This window comes from Enterobacter sp. SENG-6, assembly GCF_001605945.1.
Taxonomy (GTDB): Bacteria; Pseudomonadota; Gammaproteobacteria; order Enterobacterales; family Enterobacteriaceae; genus Enterobacter; species Enterobacter cloacae.
Window position 1 is genome coordinate 218,517 of the sequence record NZ_LOMM01000044.1, and the last position, 13,475, is coordinate 231,991.

Consider the following 13,475-nt stretch of genomic DNA (forward strand, 5'->3'; position numbering starts at 1 on the left):
CTGAAGTGTTATTTATTTCAAATATACATTCCAGACAGGAATGCACATTTATTTTCCGATGAATAATAGCCATATATTCATCGGAGCAATATATCCCGTTTTACAAACGGGATGTTCTGTATAAAAAACTATTCCTGAATTTCTTCATCCTGACGGACCTGCATGGCCCACCGCTGGGCCGCTTCCGGCACAGTAAACACCGGAGAACGACGGAAATGCTCGCCAATCAGCACAAAGGCCACATATTTGCCACGTAACTGCCAGACATCGCGATAGCCATCCACCTTCAGCGCATGTTCAGGGGGAGCGGGTTCGACACGGGGCACGTAGCTAATAACCTGGCGATTTTGTTGACGAAGAGGTTTCATAAGCGACTGGTTCATTAAAGCACATTCTGAAAGCAGGAAATTTCTATGATAGCCGATCCTGCCCCCACGCGTCGCGCCTTGCGTGTGGTGGACCGCCTCTTTTACTAAGGCGGTGTCTGAAAAAGCTGAGTTCGCCTGCCCTTTCCGTACATTGTTCTATAGTTAAGAGGGTTTTTTAGGAATGAATAAAGGAGAAGCGTGCAATGTCGAACAAAGATAACACACATCAATCACCCATTCATGGCACTGAAGAATCACAGCCGGGTATGGACTCCCTTGCACCTGAAGATGGCTCTCATCGCCCTTCACCGGGCCCCTCAGCCCCTGGCGAGCAGCCGACCGCGCCCGGTAGTATGAAATCGCCGGACACCGGCAATGAGAAGCTAAAATCACTCGAACCGCACCGCAAAGGCGGAGAAGGCTATGCGTTGACCACCAATCAGGGGGTGCGCATCGCTGACGATCAGAATTCCCTGCGCGCGGGATCCCGCGGACCGACTCTGCTGGAAGACTTCATCCTACGGGAAAAAATTACCCACTTTGACCATGAGCGTATCCCGGAGCGTATCGTGCACGCGCGCGGTTCCGCCGCTCACGGCTATTTCCAGCCTTACAAGAGCCTGAAGGAAATCACCAAAGCTGACTTCCTTTCAGACCCGGATAAGATCACCCCCGTATTTGTGCGCTTTTCCACCGTGCAGGGTGGCGCAGGTTCGGCAGATACCGTGCGAGATATTCGCGGCTTTGCCACCAAGTTTTATACCGAAGAGGGTATTTTCGACCTGGTAGGCAATAACACCCCAGTCTTTTTCATTCAGGATGCGCATAAATTTCCTGACTTTGTCCATGCGGTAAAACCGGAGCCCCACTGGGCGATACCGCAGGGACAAAGTGCGCATGACACCTTCTGGGACTATGTCTCCCTGCAACCCGAGACGTTACACAACGTGATGTGGGCGATGTCTGACCGTGGGATCCCGCGCAGCTATCGCACCATGGAAGGGTTTGGCATTCATACCTTCCGGATGATCAACGCCGAGGGCAAAGCGACGTTTGTCCGTTTCCACTGGAAACCGGTCGCCGGGAAGGCCTCGCTGGTGTGGGATGAAGCCCAGAAGCTGACCGGGCGCGATCCGGACTTCCATCGCCGCGAGCTGTGGGAATCCATTGAAGCGGGCGACTTCCCGGAATATGAGTTGGGGTTACAGCTGATCCCGGAAGAGGACGAATTCAAATTCGATTTTGACCTGCTGGATCCGACCAAACTGATCCCCGAGGAGCTGGTACCGGTTCAGCTGGTGGGCAAAATGGTGCTTAACCGCAACCCGGATAACTTCTTTGCCGAGAACGAACAGGCGGCTTTCCACCCCGGTCATATCGTCCCGGGCCTGGATTTCACCAACGATCCGCTGCTGCAGGGGCGACTGTTCTCCTACACCGATACGCAGATCAGCCGACTCGGCGGGCCGAACTTCCATGAAATTCCGATTAACCGCCCCACCTGTCCGTACCACAATTTCCAGCGCGACGGGATGCATCGTCAGGATATCGATACCAACCCGGCCAACTATGAGCCCAACTCCATCAACGATAACTGGCCGCGTGAAACGCCTCCTGGCCCGAAACGGGGTGGATTTGAGTCGTATCAGGAACGTGTGGATGGCAACAAAATCCGCGAGCGCAGCCCGTCATTTGGAGAGTATTACGCCCACCCTCGCCTGTTCTGGAACAGCCAGACACCGATTGAGCAGCAGCATATTATCGGCGGCTTCAGCTTTGAACTGAGCAAGGTTGTGCGGACCTACATCCGCGAGCGCGTGGTCGATCAGCTGGCACACATTGATATTCAACTCGCCCAGAGCGTGGCCGATAACCTCGGCATTACGCTGACGGATGAGCAACGCAATCTTGCCCCGCCAAAAGAGGTCAACGGGGTGAAAAAAGATCCGTCGCTCAGCCTGTACGCGGTGCCGGGAGGCTCGATTAAAGGCCGGGTGGTAGCGATCCTGCTTAACGACAAAACCCGCGCCAGCGACGTGCTGGGGATCATGCAGGCGCTGAAAACCAAAGGCGTACACGCCAAACTGCTCTACTCCCGAATGGGTGAAGTAACTGCCGATGACGGGTCAGTGCTGCCGGTTGCCGCCACCTTTGCCGGTGCGCCATCCCTGACGGTGGACGCGGTGATTGTGCCGTGCGGCGATATTGCCAGCCTGCTCAGCAACGGTGACGCGGTCTATTATCTGCTTGAAGCCTATAAGCATCTGAAACCGATCGCCCTTTCCGGAGATGCGCGACAGTTTAAAGCACGCCTGAACGTGGCCGATCAGGGTGAAGACGGGATTGTGGAAGGCGATAACGTCGACGACGCGTTTATGACCAGGCTGTTTGATCTGCTAGCCGCGCACCGCGTCTGGTCGCGCAGCAGCAAGATTGACCAGATACCGGCGTAAAAAAAGCCGGGTGGCGCTTGCGCTTACCCGGCCTACATTTCGACTGGTTTTGTAGGCCCGGTAAGGCGAAGCCGCCACCGGGCTTTGTCTTAAAGATCCCCGAAAGTCCCCAACCGATACCCGCGCTCGGCAATCGCGTATTTAAGCGACGGCGACGTCAGCACCTCCAGCTCCGCCAGGCGCGGCCAGCAGTAGGCGCTCTTACGGACGATGTTATCGACAAACGCGGGATGCGCCATCACCTCCAGCGACCGTTCCCCCCGGGCTGCGGAATCATCCAGCACCTTCAGGAACAGCGCTTCGTCGATCTCCTCACCGTAAAATGCGCTGCTGAACCCCTCCGATGTGGTCACGGCAAAGTCCGGCAACCCGCGCACGTCACGATCCACACGCATCGCCACGCCTTTACGCTGAGCAATATCCGCAACGAGCGGAAAAATCGCCGGGATCATATGCACATGATGATGGCTGTCGATATGGGTTGGTTCGCGACCAAAGAGGTCAACAAAACGGTTGTACTGACAGTCCAGCTCGCGGGCAATCTCTTCGAGCGGCAGCGCGTCCTGCTCCGCCAGTTCCCAAATCCATTTCCCGAGTTGCCCGTCACGCGTCAGGCCCGGCATCGCTGAAAGCGGCCTCCCCAGCGTCAACACAAAGTGCATGCCCACGCCCAGCTCAGGCGCTTCACGGCTCAGCTGCGCCGCGTGCTCTATCGCCTCTCCATTCACCAGCGCTGTGGTCGAAGTCACCACACCCCGTCGGCAGGCTTCAACAATGCCGTAATTTTGCCCCTTAGACAGGCCAAAATCATCAGCATTGACGATCAGCAGGTTTTCCATCGCACGTCCTCTTAACGGTGTTGATGCTTGAGCTTCTCAACCGTGGCGGCAAAGTTTGGCAGCCATTTTTCATGCGCCAGTATCATCTCGCTGGCCAGCCCTTCCGCATCGCGGTCGGAATGCACCAGCGGGCTGAGGTTCAACGCCAGCAGCACATCATTCAACTCACCGCTCAACGCAGCGTTGCTGGCCGCCACTTCAAACCCTTTGATGGTATGGATGAGCCCCATCACTTTGTCATCAAAGTGGGTAATACGCGGATGCGGTTTTGCCCCCTCACGGCCCAGGATACAGGTCATCTCTACGGCCCAGTCGGCCGGGATATTGTCGATATGGCCGTGGTGCGGCACATTGACGTAGTGCTCAGCCTGCTTGTCATTGTAAATGGCGTTGATCACTTCGCACGCCGCGTCGGAATAGTACGCTCCACCGCGCTGTTCAAGCTCTTTCGGCTTCACGTTCAGGTTTGGATCTTTATACAAATCAAACAGCTGCTTTTCAACTTTCTGCACAACCTGAGCGCGGGCACCGCCTTTATAGTACTCGCCCATTTCGATGGCCAGCATCTCTTTCTGCTTAAAGTAGTAAAGCAAATACGAGCATGGCAGCAGATTCAGGGAACGGATGAGCCCTTCGCTGAACGGCAGGTCGAAGATATTTTTCACCGATGCAGCGGTCAGGCGGCCGGAAGCCACGCCGTCCAGCAGTTCAGCAAAGCGAGACTGGCCGTTGACTATCACATCTCTGATGAACACCATGTGGTTAAGGCCAAACAGATCGATAGAGAGATCGTCGTTGTCGGTCAGCTCCAGCACGTCGCGGATGAACATCTTCATGCCAATCGGAATATTGCAGACGCCGATAAAACGCTTGAAGTTGGTATGGCGATAGACCGCCTCGGTGACCATCCCGGCCGGGTTGGTAAAGTTAATCACCCATGCGTTCGGGCAGATCTCCTGCACATCTTTGATGATGTCAAAAATGACCGGGATGGTGCGCAAACCTTTAAACAGGCCGCCCGCGCCGTTGGTTTCCTGTCCCAGATAGCCGTGGCTCAGCGGAATGCGTTCGTCCAGTTCACGCGCTTTGAGCTGGCCCACGCGCAGCTGAGTGGTAACGAAGTCAGCGTCCTGCAACGCCAGGCGACGATCGAGGGTTTTATGCACGGTTAAGGGCACACCGGCTTTTTCTACCATTCGCTGGCACAGGTCAAAAATAATATTCAGCTTTTCCTGCCCTTCTTCAACATCCACCAGCCATAATTCACTGACCGGTAATTCATGATAACGTTTCAGGAAACCTTCCAGTAATTCCGGGGTATAGCTGCTGCCGCCGCCAATGGTCACGACTTTTAATTTCTTTTGCATAACATCTCCCTTAGCGTATCAGGTTAATCGCCTGCAAGGTATAGCGGACTCTTCCCGCTATTTGGGCAAGCAATCAAGTCAATATTCGTGGCGAATACACTCGCCAGGCACTAATTAATTACCGTCAAATTCTTCCGGTAACTGTTTGGTGTGAATGAGGTAAATTTCTTAAAGGTTTTAATAAACAGGCTGGGGCTACTGTAACCGGACTCATAAGCAATATCGGTGACAGAGTAGTTGGTAATTTCCAGCTGTTTTTTGGCAAAATTAATGCGGATTTCATTAATAATTTGCACGGGCGTTTTACGATAATAACGCTGTGTCGCCCGGGTCAGGTATTCCTGGGATTTTCCGGACAGTGACACCATATTTTCCAGAGCATTCTCGCTGAACTGCCCTTTGTCGTGCATCAACTCGACGGTACTGCGCAGCCATTGCGGAATGTCGTCGCTCACCTGCTGCTCTTCACGGTGGTGGCGAAGGCGGTTCATCACATAGAACGTCACGGTTTCAATAAATTCATCGAACTCATTGTCGCGGAAGTTGAGCGAGGCGATCACCGTTTCGATCCAGGTCATAAATTCGTTTTTTACGCGATAGACCTGTGACGCCACAAAGCAGAACGGCACCAGCGGCAGATAGTGTTTCTCAAAGAAACGTCTGCTGACGCCAACATTCAGAATACGGGTGGCACCAAATTCGTAAAAGCTCTGGTGATAAGATCCCATCGGCAGGAAAACAAAGTCACCGCGCTCCAGCAGGACACGCTTGCCGTTAATCTCCTGATAGTAGCGGCCGGTCAGAACAATCGTGAACTCGTAGTAGTCATGCTGGTGCAGACCACTGGCGCTCTCCGTCTTGTTGTAAATAACCACGTGAAAATTCTTGCCATTAAACAGCTGCTGTTCAAGTGCGGTTTTAATTTCCATCGTGCTGACCTCCTGCTACTCAGTCTGACTTACTGCAGCTTCTCGTGAAGCTCAATTAACTCTGCCACCAGCTCGCGTGCCAGCATTGAGGTCATCAGGTGATCCTGTGCATGCACCAGCACCAGGCTGACTTTCATCTTCCCTTCCCCCTGGTCGCCTTCGATAAGCTTAGTCTGCACCAGGTGCGCTTCATTCAGCGCGATACGGGATTGATCCATCATGGTCTTAGCGGCGGCAAAATCGCCCTGCTTGGCCTGCTTCAGGGCGGCATACGCCAGGCTACGTGCTTGGCCGGAGTTGATGATAAGCCCCATCACCACTTCTTCCAGATCGTTCTCTACGGCGTCTTCGGCTACGATACTATCCAAATCTAACATCTTTAAGCTCCTTTTCGCTGGCGCGGGTTACCCCGCGCCGGGCAATATTTAGAATTTCAGTGCGAGGGCGATATCCTCTTCGCTCTCTTCTTCATCAATCACGGTCGCGGCTTTGTTGGCTATCGCCACGAATGGCATGTAGAGCAGTGTTGCAATCCCGAGGTTGAATATCGCCAGCAGGAAGGCCGCGACACTACCGTTGGTGTTGAAGAACGCCCCCAGCCCCGCCGGCATGGTCCACGGCGCAATGTTGGTAACAGGCGGGATAATGCCCAGGTAATAGGCCGTCAGAGTGATCCCCGCCAGCAGCGGCTGAATCAGGACGAATGGAATGAACATCACCGGGTTCATGATGATAGGCAGACCAAACAGAATCGGCTCGTTAATCTGGAAGATGCCTGACGGCAGCGCCAGCTTCGCAACCTGACGATGGTCAGCGCGACGAGAGACAATAAAGACCGCGATGATCAGACCCAGCGTCGCCCCGGTACCCCCCAGGAAGATATAAGAGTCCAGCATCGGCTTCGCCCACACATGGAAGGTTTTACCGGCTGCCAGCGCCGCATCAACGGAGCCGTACTGCTGATAAAGTGCAACGTTTTCCAGTGCCCATGGGGTCATGATACCGCTGTCCAGCGCGGCCAGTGCCAGTGAACCATGTACGCCGAAGAACCACAGCAGGGAGGTGAAAATCACGTACGCCCAACCGACCACGCCCCCCATCGACGCCAGCGGCGTAGAGATAGAGTCCATGATGATCTGGTGGAAGTTTGTGCCCCAGTGAGAGAGCGCCCAGGCAATAATCCCCATGATGGAGAGAATAATGAAGCCTGGAATCAACGCGGAAAATGAACGGGAAACGGAGCCCGGTACGCTATCCGGCAGGCGAATTACCCAGTTGCGACGGATAATAAAGGTGAACATCTCGGCAACCACCAGACCGATAACGATACCGGAAATAATGTTTGCCCCACCCAGCCAGTTGGCACCCACAGCATAAGCTTCACCCACGCTGTATGGGGTGACGGTCATAAAGGCGGCAACGGACAATAACCCCGCGGCCAGTGGATCCACCTTACGTTCTTCGGCTAATGCCATCCCAATAAAGAAAGGCGCCATCAGCGACATAATACCCAACGTACCGTTATATACGTTGCCGCCGATGGCTTTAAAACCGTTAAGGGTTTCAATGGTTGAAGCGTCTAACCGAATTCCTAATGAATAAAAAAAGGAACCTTCACCAAAGCTCAGAAAAACGTTGTTAATTAAAACGAACATTGCCCCGGCCAGCGTCAACGGCATTAATTTAATAAAGCCGTTTTTGATGGCGTTAACGTGAGGCTGCTTTCCTATTTTAACAGCAAAAGGAAGGAGTACCTTTTCAAGTGAAGCGATGACTTTACTCATAGGAAAATACCCTTAAATGCCGCAACGTATGTCGCGGCGTATTGTGTGTGAAATAACTCTTTGACGGGAAAAATAAAAATTAATTAGCAGCTTTTTTAATTGCTGCCACAGCAGCTTTCAGTACACCTAAACCATCAATCTTACCGTACAGCCCTGAGTCGATAACCTCGACCGGTTTATTCGGTAACAGACGTTGAATTTCTGGCAACATGTAAGCGATCTGCGGACCCAGTAAAATAACATCTGCGGTCTGGCCTTTTTCACCCGCCAGCGTTTCCGGGAACGCTTCGATCACCACCGGCACTTCATACTTTTCGGCCTGTGCACGCATCTTCGACACCAGCAGTGACGTTGACATGCCTGCAGAGCAGAACAGGTAGATATGTTTCTTTTCCATCATGATTTCCCTCTTTTATGACTACCTGCCGTCTCGCTATCACTCGACTCGCTCTCCTGGCTGACAGGTAATGTGCTGACTGTTGTTTATCGTTGGAGTGAGTATACGTAATGGTACAGAGGGGGGATAATTCTGCACAGGCCTAAATTGTCTCTCATTGACCTGGCTTGTTGACTACCTTCACATTTCAGGCAAATAATTCGCGCAAAGAAATAAGATTTACGTATGCACAAAAAAACCGGCCCAAAGGCCGGCTTGTTAACATCCTCAGGCAAGCAGGGTTACTGCGCCTTAGGTGCCTGCGGATCGGTATCGTATTCTGCACAGGTCTGGTAACCGGAATTGATGACGTGACCGGTGTCATCCAGAGCAACAAAGTAGGTTTCTGCCTTACCATCACGTTGACCCAGGATATAGGTCTGGCAGGTACCACGCGCGTGGATCATGGTCACTTCTGACGAAGGCTTACCGGCAATCGCAGCCACCTGCGAACGGGTCATGCCTTTTTTGACATCTTTCACTACCGGCTGTGTAAACTGATCTTTGGTGCGATCGTAAGCCGTACACCCTGCCAGCATAGTCAGTACCGCCGCTGCGCTAAGAATTCCTGCTACGTTCTTGTTCATATTCCGTCCTCTTGTTTATCAGCGTGTTATCTAAGCATGGGATAAAAAGTACTATTGTTCAACTTTGCGAGTTACGCCAGACGAATTTCGGAAAATTCTAATAAAACAACGATAAGCTGCTAAAACGCCGCAAAATAGCGCACTCGAAACTGTGATCCTTGTCGTTTTACGCCTGAAGGGTTAGTTTTAACAGTTAACACATTCTGTTTATGGTCTGCATATGGAGGGCGTGATGGCTCTGCAACACGAGATTATTCAGGCGCTGGGCGCGAAGCCTGCGGTAGATGCAAATGAAGAGATCCGCCGAAGCGTAGATTTTTTAAAATCCTATTTAAAAACGAACTCGTTTCTGAAAACGCTGGTACTGGGCATCAGCGGCGGGCAGGACTCGACGCTGACCGGCAAACTCTGCCAGATGGCAATTTCAGAGCTGCGCGAAGAGACGGGAGATGAAGCGCTGCAGTTTATCGCCGTGCGTCTTCCGTATGGCGTGCAGGCAGACGAACAGGATTGTCAGGATGCCATCGCCTTTATCCAGCCAGACCGCGTACTGACGGTCAATATCAAAGGATCGGTGCTGGCGAGTGAACAGGCGCTGCGTGAAGCGGGCATTGAGCTGAGCGATTTTGTGCGCGGCAATGAAAAAGCGCGCGAACGTATGAAAGCGCAGTACAGCATTGCAGGCATGACCAAAGGCGTGGTTGTCGGGACCGATCACGCGGCAGAAGCCATCACCGGTTTCTTCACCAAATATGGCGACGGGGGCACCGACATTAACCCTATCTTCCGTTTGAACAAGCGTCAGGGTAAACAACTGCTGGCTGCGCTGGGCTGCCCGGAGCATTTATACAAGAAAGCGCCAACGGCGGATCTGGAAGACGATCGCCCTTCCCTGCCGGATGAAGCGGCGCTCGGTGTGACCTATGACAACATCGATGATTATCTGGAAGGCAAGAAACTGGACGAGAGTATCGCGAAGATTATCGAAGGCTGGTATCTGAAAACCGAGCACAAACGCCGCCCACCCATTACCGTGTTTGACGATTTCTGGAAGAAATAAACGCAAAACGGTAACTCAGGTTACCGTTTTTAATGTTTGCGCCCTCTCCCGAGGGAGAGGGTTGGGGTGAGAGCATCAGGCGACCCGGCTCTTTTTTAACCACCCCACACCTGCTACACTGTATACCTGAACAGTATATGGAGTCGTATGTGAGCAGGCGTCAATCTGCCCCGCGTCTGGAGTTTGAAGCGGCGGCTATCTATGAATATCCCGAACATCTCCGCCCCTGGCTTGAGGAATTACCTAAACAGCCGGGCGTGTACATCTTTCATGGCGAAAGCGACACTCTGCCGCTCTATATCGGCAAAAGCGTCAATATTCGCAGCCGGGTGCTGTCCCATCTGCGCACGCCGGACGAAGCCGCCATGCTCCGCCAGTCGCGACGCATCAGCTGGTATCCGACGGCAGGGGAAATGGGAGCGCTCTTACTGGAAGCCCGGCTGATCAAAGAGCAACAGCCCTTGTTTAATAAGCGTCTGCGCCGCAATCGTCAGCTCTGCTCGCTGCAGATAACCGCGGGCAAACCGCAGGTTGTCTATGCGCGCGACGTCGATTTTTCGCACGCACCGAATCTGTACGGCCTGTTCGCCAACAAACGTGCTGCGCTACAGGCGCTGCAAACGCTGGCGGACGAGCAGCAGCTTTGCTACAGCCTGCTGGGGCTGGAGGCCACCACCCGTGGACGCGCCTGTTTCCGCTCTGCGCTCAAACGCTGTGCGGGGGCCTGCTGCGGCAAAGAGAGCGTCGAGGATCATCACGCCCGGCTTCTTGGCGGGCTGGCGGCCATCAGCGTGAAGTGCTGGCCATGGGAAGGGGCCGTTGCGCTAAAAGAGGTGGGAGAGACGATGACGCAGTACCACATCGTTCATAACTGGTTCTGGCTGGGGGCGGTCGATAATCTGCAGGAGGCCGCCACCCTGTTACGCACACCCGCCGGCTTCGACCATGATGGCTACAAAATTCTCTGTAAGCCCGTGCTGACCGGCGAGTTTGACGTTATTGTGCTTAATGACCAGGCAGCCAGTTGATTTCGCTGAATAATAACCTGCCGTGCGATTCCAGCAAACGCAGGGTGTGGGTTCCCTCCTCCCAGCTCGCGCCCTGATCGGCTGTCAGCAATTTATCCCCCAGCTGCCACGCACCGCTTAAGACGAAGACCACACCCCCGCGTGAGCCAAAGGTAGTGAAGGTGCGGTCCGCCACCCGCACTTTCGCCTGGCAGCAATCCCGCCGGGTCATGATGTTGAAGTCCATCGACATCTGCCCGTCGCTTAACAGCGCTTTTACCGGCTGGTCGCCGGAAAAACAAAAGGGCTGATGGTGCTTCAGGGTATGGCAAAACGCCTGACCGGCATCGAGCGTCACTTCCCCCCCTTCCAGCAGGGTGATAACCCGGTCAACACCGGGAAAGGAGGAGAATTCGCCATTGCTGGCGATGGTCGCAATGCTGGCACGCCAGAAAAAATCGCGCGTCGCGGGAGGAAAACAACAAATTTCGCGCGTCTCACCAGCACCATTGCGCCAGAGACTGACCGGCATTTTACGGATATCAAAGAACTCCATCACCACTCCTGAATGGCGCAACGAGCGCCAGGGCAAGGATATCGCTATCGTTGCTGTCTTGTTTGTTATGATTGAATAGTTACAGACGTAGTATCGGCAGCAGAGCGGGCAAGCCTTAGCGGGACGCTGATAAAAAATCTAACGTCATGAATTCTCTGAAGCGATGACAGGAGAATACCGCGCCTGTTGCGGCAGACAAGAGGGTAAGAAAGAAAAAACCGCCGGTCCTGTCCACAGCATTTGCGCTTTTGTAGACAGGATCCCGGCGGTCTTAAGAGAGTGAACCGTTTATTCGGTTGGTGCTGGCATTTTACCTTCCATTGCCGGACGTTCTGTCAGACGCTTCTCAAAATTGGCATTAAATTGTTTTTTCTGTTCCGGCGTCAGAATGTTGTAGATCTTGTTCTGGGTTTCCATATGAGCCAGCATGCGGGCTTTATGCTGCTCAGCCATTTTGTCGATCTGCGCTTCGGCTTTTGCTTTATCGAAGCTGTCGCTGGCGATAATGTCATGCATCGCGCGGCGCTCTTCCAGCGGAGGGCGTTTCATCTGGTCACGCTGGCTTTTCATGATGTCGCGGATCTGCTGTTTCTGCGCATCCGTCAGGTTCAGATCTTTGAACATCATCATCTCGTGCATACCCGGCTTGCCTTTGTGATGCATCATCATTTTGCCTTCAGCAGGCGCGGCAGTGGTGGTTGCGGTATCTGCGGCGAACGCCATGCTGGTAGCGCCCAGAGCCAGGGTAGAAGCAACAAACAGTGCAGTAAACTTACGCATAATTTATTTCCTTACTTTCAGTTATTCTTCGGCGCTATGCCGTGTTGACGAGATTAACTTTACGGGGTTTATCGTCAATTAGTCAGAGCAACGGTAAAACAATGAAAGTGTAAAAAACAAATTTTCGCCAAATATGGAGGAAATAAGGATAAAGCGTGGAGAGTTGCAACAAAAATATGCAATAAGCTGATTATTAAGAGATTGTGCAGAAGTATAACCAACTGCCGTTTAATAATAAAGCAATTATCCAGGAATATTCTGCAAAGAAAATGCGATCGCCTTAATCGCTAAGAATATAGTTTTAATATTCCCCTCCCGCAGACAGGAGGGGAAACGATCAGGACACTTTTTCCAGCATCAGCCCGGCCCGCAGACCAAAGGCCACCGACGGGTTGGGGAACAGCACATATTCGGTTGTTTTCTGCACCTCATAGCGCTCGTCGCCATCCTCCGCCAGTAATGCCCCCTTGCGAAACGGCGTAAAATTGAGCGTGTGGGCCGCCATATGTAGCTGGAAAGCCTCGCTACGGCGGGTGATCTGCTGCACAACCCGATAACGCTCGACGGGCTGGCTGGTATGCTCCGGCTCCGCCCCCCCCAGCAGCGCATGCAGCGCAAGATGCGTCGGGGCAAAGCGCGTAAGATCGTTTTGCCCAAACGGCAGCGCTTTTCCCAGCTCCAGCGTGCAGGCCAGCGCGCCGAAGCGTTCGCAGGTAAAGTGCGTGAAGGTCCCCCCCGGCGACTGATGGAAGACCAGCGCTTCCAGCCCCGCATCCCCCAGCCAGCGCAGAAAATCTTCCTCCCAGGGCTGATTACGCTGCGGCAGTACGCCAAAACGCACGTGATACGAGGCGCGGATCGCCGTATGCAGATCGAGATGCCAGCGCGATGGCCCCGCGTCGGTGAAAAAGGAGGTGACGATCTGCTCCAGCCACTGCGCCCGTGCCGTTTCATCACTTTGTGGGAATTGCGACCAGCGGCCACCGAACATGCGGTTGATGTCGCTCACCAGATAGCGTTTGTTTTGCGCCAGCGCAGGCGGGTTTCCCAGAACCACCAGCAGACGGCAGTGCAGCGCGATCTCCCCGCTATACAACGCGCGCAGCAGCAGGTCGACAATCTCGACGGGCGCCGTTTCATTGCCGTGAATGCCGGTTGAGAGCAGAAGCGACAGTTCACTCCTGGCGGTCGGTGTCAGTTCAAGCACGCCGCGCCCCAGCCACCGCCAGTGGAATGAGGGGCCCTCCCCCTCACGTTGTGAGGGCGTTTCGTCGGCCAGCGTCAGCGCCAGTAAATTTTCCATAGCGCC

14 protein-coding genes are annotated in these 13,475 nt (G+C 53.7%); 3 read left to right on the forward strand and 11 right to left on the reverse strand.

What is annotated here, in order from left to right; genetic code table 11:
• Positions 1–128 precede the first annotated feature (128 nt).
• A complete protein-coding gene (gene cedA / locus AX755_RS18920; protein ID WP_072203699.1) occupies positions 129–383 on the reverse strand; it encodes a cell division activator CedA in 255 nt (84 codons plus the stop codon).
• Positions 384–571: 188 nt separating this feature from the next.
• Between cedA and katE the strand changes: the two genes are divergently transcribed.
• Positions 572–2,821: a catalase HPII gene (gene katE / locus AX755_RS18925; protein WP_045295825.1), complete on the forward strand. Its 2,250-nt coding sequence runs from the start codon at positions 572–574 to the stop codon at positions 2,819–2,821.
• A gap of 89 nt (positions 2,822–2,910) precedes the next feature.
• Here the strand turns inward: katE and chbG are convergent, their stop codons facing one another.
• The 7 genes from chbG to osmE form a co-directional block, all read right to left on the reverse strand.
• Positions 2,911–3,660 (reverse strand): chitin disaccharide deacetylase, encoded by a 750-nt coding sequence (gene chbG, locus AX755_RS18930; RefSeq protein ID WP_062857254.1) that lies wholly within the window; start codon positions 3,658–3,660, stop codon positions 2,911–2,913.
• Between the two features lie 11 nt (positions 3,661–3,671).
• A complete protein-coding gene (locus tag AX755_RS18935; RefSeq protein ID WP_062857255.1) occupies positions 3,672–5,027 on the reverse strand; it encodes a 6-phospho-beta-glucosidase in 1,356 nt (451 codons plus the stop codon).
• A 110-nt stretch (positions 5,028–5,137) separates the two neighbouring features.
• Entirely contained in the window at positions 5,138–5,956 is an 819-nt protein-coding gene (gene chbR / locus AX755_RS18940) for a transcriptional regulator ChbR (protein WP_013097020.1), read from the reverse strand.
• A 29-nt stretch (positions 5,957–5,985) separates the two neighbouring features.
• On the reverse strand, positions 5,986–6,333 hold the full coding sequence (gene chbA, locus AX755_RS18945) for a PTS N,N'-diacetylchitobiose transporter subunit IIA (RefSeq protein WP_013097021.1): 348 nt from the start codon (positions 6,331–6,333) through the stop codon (positions 5,986–5,988).
• Positions 6,334–6,381: 48 nt separating this feature from the next.
• On the reverse strand, positions 6,382–7,740 hold the full coding sequence (gene chbC / locus AX755_RS18950) for a PTS N,N'-diacetylchitobiose transporter subunit IIC (RefSeq protein WP_013097022.1): 1,359 nt from the start codon (positions 7,738–7,740) through the stop codon (positions 6,382–6,384).
• A gap of 79 nt (positions 7,741–7,819) precedes the next feature.
• On the reverse strand, positions 7,820–8,137 hold the full coding sequence (gene chbB / locus AX755_RS18955; RefSeq protein ID WP_013097023.1) for a PTS N,N'-diacetylchitobiose transporter subunit IIB: 318 nt from the start codon (positions 8,135–8,137) through the stop codon (positions 7,820–7,822).
• Positions 8,138–8,418: 281 nt separating this feature from the next.
• A complete protein-coding gene (osmE, locus tag AX755_RS18960) occupies positions 8,419–8,763 on the reverse strand; it encodes an osmotically-inducible lipoprotein OsmE (RefSeq protein ID WP_003857836.1) in 345 nt (114 codons plus the stop codon).
• Positions 8,764–8,995: 232 nt separating this feature from the next.
• Between osmE and nadE the strand changes: the two genes are divergently transcribed.
• Together nadE and cho are read left to right on the forward strand one after the other, a co-directional pair.
• Positions 8,996–9,823 carry an ammonia-dependent NAD(+) synthetase gene (gene nadE / locus AX755_RS18965; RefSeq protein WP_013097024.1) on the forward strand — a complete coding sequence of 276 codons (828 nt, stop codon included), beginning with the start codon at positions 8,996–8,998 and terminating at the stop codon, positions 9,821–9,823.
• 137 nt (positions 9,824–9,960) lie between these two features.
• Positions 9,961–10,851, forward strand: a complete 891-nt coding sequence (cho, locus tag AX755_RS18970) for an excinuclease Cho (RefSeq protein ID WP_020688382.1) — start codon at positions 9,961–9,963, stop codon at positions 10,849–10,851.
• Here cho and ves read toward each other — a convergent pair.
• From ves to astE, 3 genes are all read right to left on the reverse strand, one after another.
• A complete protein-coding gene (ves, locus tag AX755_RS18975; protein WP_013097026.1) occupies positions 10,829–11,386 on the reverse strand; it encodes an environmental stress-induced protein Ves in 558 nt (185 codons plus the stop codon). The two genes, cho and ves, sit on opposite strands and share 23 nt — an antisense overlap.
• A gap of 288 nt (positions 11,387–11,674) precedes the next feature.
• Positions 11,675–12,166: an ATP-independent periplasmic protein-refolding chaperone Spy gene (spy, locus tag AX755_RS18980; RefSeq protein WP_014831529.1), complete on the reverse strand. Its 492-nt coding sequence runs from the start codon at positions 12,164–12,166 to the stop codon at positions 11,675–11,677.
• 337 nt (positions 12,167–12,503) lie between these two features.
• Positions 12,504–13,469 (reverse strand): succinylglutamate desuccinylase, encoded by a 966-nt coding sequence (gene astE, locus AX755_RS18985; protein WP_062857256.1) that lies wholly within the window; start codon positions 13,467–13,469, stop codon positions 12,504–12,506.
• Positions 13,470–13,475: the final 6 nt, after the last annotated feature.

Excerpts from the sequence above, each read along its gene's own strand:
- cedA (WP_072203699.1), bottom strand. The coding sequence starts at position 383 with ATGAACCAGTCGCTTATGAAACCTCTTCGTCAACAAAATCGCCAGGTT.
- katE (WP_045295825.1), top strand. The coding sequence starts at position 572 with ATGTCGAACAAAGATAACACACATCAATCACCCATTCATGGCACTGAA.
- chbG (WP_062857254.1), bottom strand. The coding sequence starts at position 3,660 with ATGGAAAACCTGCTGATCGTCAATGCTGATGATTTTGGCCTGTCTAAG.
- AX755_RS18935 (WP_062857255.1), bottom strand. The coding sequence starts at position 5,027 with ATGCAAAAGAAATTAAAAGTCGTGACCATTGGCGGCGGCAGCAGCTAT.
- chbR (WP_013097020.1), bottom strand. The coding sequence starts at position 5,956 with ATGGAAATTAAAACCGCACTTGAACAGCAGCTGTTTAATGGCAAGAAT.
- chbA (WP_013097021.1), bottom strand. The coding sequence starts at position 6,333 with ATGTTAGATTTGGATAGTATCGTAGCCGAAGACGCCGTAGAGAACGAT.
- chbC (WP_013097022.1), bottom strand. The coding sequence starts at position 7,740 with ATGAGTAAAGTCATCGCTTCACTTGAAAAGGTACTCCTTCCTTTTGCT.
- chbB (WP_013097023.1), bottom strand. The coding sequence starts at position 8,137 with ATGGAAAAGAAACATATCTACCTGTTCTGCTCTGCAGGCATGTCAACG.
- osmE (WP_003857836.1), bottom strand. The coding sequence starts at position 8,763 with ATGAACAAGAACGTAGCAGGAATTCTTAGCGCAGCGGCGGTACTGACT.
- nadE (WP_013097024.1), top strand. The coding sequence starts at position 8,996 with ATGGCTCTGCAACACGAGATTATTCAGGCGCTGGGCGCGAAGCCTGCG.
- cho (WP_020688382.1), top strand. The coding sequence starts at position 9,961 with ATGGAGTCGTATGTGAGCAGGCGTCAATCTGCCCCGCGTCTGGAGTTT.
- ves (WP_013097026.1), bottom strand. The coding sequence starts at position 11,386 with ATGGAGTTCTTTGATATCCGTAAAATGCCGGTCAGTCTCTGGCGCAAT.
- spy (WP_014831529.1), bottom strand. The coding sequence starts at position 12,166 with ATGCGTAAGTTTACTGCACTGTTTGTTGCTTCTACCCTGGCTCTGGGC.
- astE (WP_062857256.1), bottom strand. The coding sequence starts at position 13,469 with ATGGAAAATTTACTGGCGCTGACGCTGGCCGACGAAACGCCCTCACAA.